The 4192-nt window shown below is 53.1% G+C and carries 4 protein-coding genes; 2 read left to right on the top strand and 2 right to left on the bottom strand.

What is annotated here, in order from left to right; translation table 11 throughout:
• Positions 1-102 precede the first annotated feature (102 nt).
• Together ACE99V_RS20070 and ACE99V_RS20075 are read right to left on the bottom strand one after the other, a co-directional pair.
• Complete coding sequence (locus ACE99V_RS20070; protein ID WP_400489050.1) at positions 103-1563, bottom strand: recombinase family protein; 1461 nt, start codon at positions 1561-1563, stop codon at positions 103-105.
• Between the two features lie 121 nt (positions 1564-1684).
• Positions 1685-2008 (bottom strand): winged helix-turn-helix transcriptional regulator, encoded by a 324-nt coding sequence (locus ACE99V_RS20075; protein WP_400489051.1) that lies wholly within the window; start codon positions 2006-2008, stop codon positions 1685-1687.
• Between the two features lie 162 nt (positions 2009-2170).
• On the opposite strand from ACE99V_RS20075, the gene ACE99V_RS20080 reads away from it, so the two are divergent.
• Both ACE99V_RS20080 and ACE99V_RS20085 read left to right on the top strand, forming a co-directional pair.
• Positions 2171-2797 (top strand): FMN-dependent NADH-azoreductase, encoded by a 627-nt coding sequence (locus ACE99V_RS20080; RefSeq protein WP_400489052.1) that lies wholly within the window; start codon positions 2171-2173, stop codon positions 2795-2797.
• 233 nt (positions 2798-3030) lie between these two features.
• The gene (locus ACE99V_RS20085; protein WP_400489053.1) at positions 3031-4137 is read left to right on the top strand and encodes a YheC/YheD family endospore coat-associated protein; all 1107 of its coding nucleotides are present in this window, start codon (positions 3031-3033) and stop codon (positions 4135-4137) included.
• Positions 4138-4192 lie beyond the last annotated feature (55 nt).

Below are 4192 nucleotides of genomic sequence, written 5' to 3' on the forward strand. Positions count from 1 at the left end.
ACAGAAGACGGATACAGGCTGATGGAAGCGATTGTATGCCAATATGGTTTGCCTCTATGGCGGCAGGCGGTGAACCGCCTCTGTTCATAGGGGCAAACAGCTTTAATGAAACTCCAGCCGCTTTACTTCCACCGTTCGTTGATGGACATTCGCTCGTTTGGGACAAGCTTCTGCCTCCATCTTCTTCAGCAGAAGGGAAGCGATGTGCTTGCGTTCCGTGAGCGTGGCATGGCTCCAAATCTGCGAAAAGTCCAAAAGCAGATCGCGCCGGTCGGCGGCGGACATTTGCCCGGTGTGATCAGCTGCGATCTCCTTGTGCAAGGCTGCCTCTGTTTCCTTCACCGCCTCCAGCTTGCGCCTGTAATCATCCAATGGAATCAGCCCCTCTCCGTACGCTTCCTCCCAACGCTGCCGCTTTTGCGCCAGTTTCCGCAGCTGTTCCTGAAGGGCAAGGCGAGGAGTGAACAGCGGTGTTGATGCAGCCGCTTCGGCCACTGCAGAGCGTGTTTCCTCGCGATACGACAGCAGCGTCTCCGTCAGGTGCTGCTCCACCAAGTCTTCACGGATGGCGGGTGCCTGGCATGCCCCTGACCTTTTGTTCTTGCACAAGTAGTAGCGATTGGTGTAGCGCTTTCCGCTGGCGCTGCGGGTGCTTGCTGTCTTGCCGGACATGGCGGAGCCGCAACGGCTGCAGTACAAGATCCCGGAGAAGATAAAATCGGAGGCGAGTGCGCGCGGATGAGTCTTCCGCCGCTTCTCCATCAGCTGTTGAACCCGGTCAAATGTTTCTGCTTCCACAATGGGAGGATGGGACTGTTCAACCAACATCCATTCCTCCGGAGGATTGAGACGTTGGCCGCCCAGCGCGTAATTCCAGCGAAGCGTACCGGAATAGACGTGGTTTTGCAAAAGGTGTGAGACGGTGCCGGCACTCCAAGGGGCTCCCATTTTCCCCCGATATCCCTGACGGTTCAACTCTTCGGCAATTTGCAACGGCCCAAATCCCGACAAAAAACGTCGATAGATGCAGCGGACCACCTCAGCCTCATGCGGATTGATCGCGAGCCTTCCTTCCCGGATGTCATAGCCGTAAGGAGGGGGACCGCCCGGCCGCTTTTTCTCCCGAACCATTTGCCCCATTCCCAGTTTGACGCGCTCCGCCAAATTCTCCCGCTCCCACTGCGCCAGTGCTGCGACCAACGTGATAAACAAACGTCCGATGGCAGTAGTCGTATCGTACACCTCCGTGCAGCTTTTGAAGCGAACACCGTACCGGTCGAATTCCTTTAACAGTTGGTATAAATCCAAAACGGAGCGGGTGAGGCGGTCGAGGCGGTATACCAGGACGACGTCCAGCTTCCCTGACCGCATGTCTGCCAAAAGCCGCTGAAGCTCCGGTCTAGACGTGTTTTTCGCGCTGAATCCTTCGTCGGTGTAAATGCTGCACAGCGTCCAGCCTTGTGAATGCAGGTACGACAGCAATTTGTCCCGCTGCGCAGCGATGGAAAAACCCTCCTTCGCCTGCTCTTCCGTACTGACGCGAATGTACAACGCTGTTCTCATCGGCAACCTCCCCTCACCTTGGTTGGTAGAGTGTACATAGCGGGGGAAGCGGTTATTCCTGTCCCGAAAAAAAGTCCCGTCGCTTTTTTTACCAAAAAGCAACGGGATTTTTACATGGTTCTTATGGAATCCATTTGTGCCCCCAAGCCTGGATGGATTCGATGACCGGGCGAAGTTCTTGTCCTTTTTTTGTCAATTCATATTCAATCCGCACTGGAATCTCGGGATATACCTTCCGTTCCAAAATCCCCAGCTCCTCCAGTTCCTTCAGCCGCTCCGAGAGCATCTTGTCGCTCATCTGCGGAACCATTTCACGAATCTCCTTGAAGCGGCAAGCGCCACGCAGCAGCACGTGGATGATCAATCCTGTCCATCTCTTTCCGAGAATGTTCATCGCCCCTTCATACTTGGGACACATCTGCTCGCCTGCAAAATCCTGGCCCACAATGGCGTCACCTCAATACGACATCAATTTACACATCATTGTAACATACTCACTTGACAAAAGTAAGGTAATAACCTTACTATACAAATATAAAGCAACTAACCTTTAGTTATTATAAAACAATCGGTTAGTAAATTACATTATTTGGAAAGGGAGAGTACCATGAGTAAGCTTCTCGTCATTAATGCCAATCCGAAAACGTCCGTTGAACAGAGCTTTAGCCTGCAAGTCGCAGACACCTTCATCCACACATACCGGGCTCAGAACCCAAACGATACCATCGAAACCATCAACGTCTATCGAGACAATGTACCGACGGTTGACGATGTGGTTCTCAGCGCCTGGGGCAAATTAGCGGCCGGGGAATCCTTGACCGAAGAGGAAAAAACCAAGGTAAGCCGGATGGGTGAAATTCTCCAACAGTTCAAAAGCGCTGACAAATACGTGATCGTACTGCCGCTCTTTAACTGGAACATTCCATCCAGATTGAAGGATTACATCGACAATGTTCTGATTGCCCGTGAAACGTTCCGCTACACCGAAGCCGGCACCATTGAAGGCTTGCTTGGAGGACGTAAAGCAGCTGTCATCCAAGGCAGCGGCGGGGTTTACTCTGAAGGTCCGACAGCAGACGTCGAGTTCTCCCATCACTACCTGAAATTCGTTTTGGCTACCATGGGCATTACAGACTACACCATCATTCGGGCGGAAGGAACATCTTTCCTCGATAAGGACGCTGTTCTCGACAAAGCAAAAATCCAAGCGGAAGAAGTCGCTGCGAAATTCTAATCATCCAAAAGCCTCTCTCCTGCCGAAACAGGCGGAGGAGAGGCTTTTTTGGTATATAAGAATTGATAACATTGGGACATCGAATACAGCCACAAGGAAAGGGTTCGGGGCCCCGACCGGCGAAGCGTTAGCTAATGCCGGGTGGGTTTTCTTAGAGTTTTACGTTTAGAGTGCCCGCTCGTAGCCGTCGGTCATACACTGATGATGAAACAGCCAAAAAAGGTGGCATGTCCATGAGCAAACCCGTGATCGGCATCTTGACCTGGCGAATGGGAAAGCGGTTTGAAGAACCCGGCTACTTGAGACGTCTGGTGCAGGCCGGACAAAAGCTGGATGCCGTCGTCTATCTCTTTTCCCAACAGGATGTGTTTGTTCAACAGCGCAAAATCAGGGGATTCGTTCCAAAGGTCGGAGGGGGGTGGGAAGTCAAATGGTTTCCCTGGCCCAACATTGTCATCGATCGGTATCGCAAGCGTGTAAAAGAATACTTGCGGCTTCGCCATCGCAAGCTGTTTTGTTATGCGAACAGCACCTTCGCGAAAAAATGGCAGATCACGCAGCTGCTGGGGGCGGATGAACGAGTGAAGCGATGGATTCCGCAAACCGTTGCGTATTCACCCACTGGGCTTCGTCAGATGCTCGGGCATCATCCTTTGTTGTACATCAAACCAGGCAACGGAACAGGAGGCCGCAGCATTTTAAAGGTGGCGGCACAGGCAAACGGATACCAGCTTCAGGGGCGAGACAGGCGAATGGCCAAACGCAACCTCCATGTAAAGACGGCAGCAGCGATGGAAAGCTTGGTCAACAGCTGGGTGAAAGAAAATCAGATTCGCGACGGGAACTTCATGGTACAGCAAGGACTGCATCTTTCGTTGGTTTCGGATCGGGTTGTGGACGTTCGCCTTCTGATCCAGAAGGATGAGCGCGGAGATTGGAGCGTTACTGGCTGCGGGGTACGCTTGGGGGCGAGCGGCAGTTCTGTCTCCAATCTGCACGGCGGGGGAAAAGCCGTGGCGTTCGAAACATTTATGGGCAAGCGATTCGGATCGGAGAAAGCAGGAGAGATCCTGCGAGAATGCCATGAGCTGGCTCATCAAACAGCGGTAACATTGGAGGAGCGCTTCGGACGAATGATTGAATTTGGCCTGGACATCGGCGTTGATGTGGAGGGACGTGTCTGGTTGATCGAGGTCAATCCCAAACCGGGGCGAGAAGTTTTTCGCCAGATGGGGCAGCTGGGGACGTACGCGGAGGCAATCCGGCGGCCTGTTTTGTATGCCCTGCACCTGATCAGAACGGGGCAAACGGGCAGGGGACAGAAGACGGATACAGGCTGATGGAAGCGATTGTATGCCAATATGGTTTGCCTCTATGGCGGCAGGCGGTGAACCG

The sequence above is a fragment of the Brevibacillus soli genome, from assembly GCF_044759095.2.
Classification (GTDB): Bacteria; Bacillota; Bacilli; order Brevibacillales; family Brevibacillaceae; genus JBIYSM02.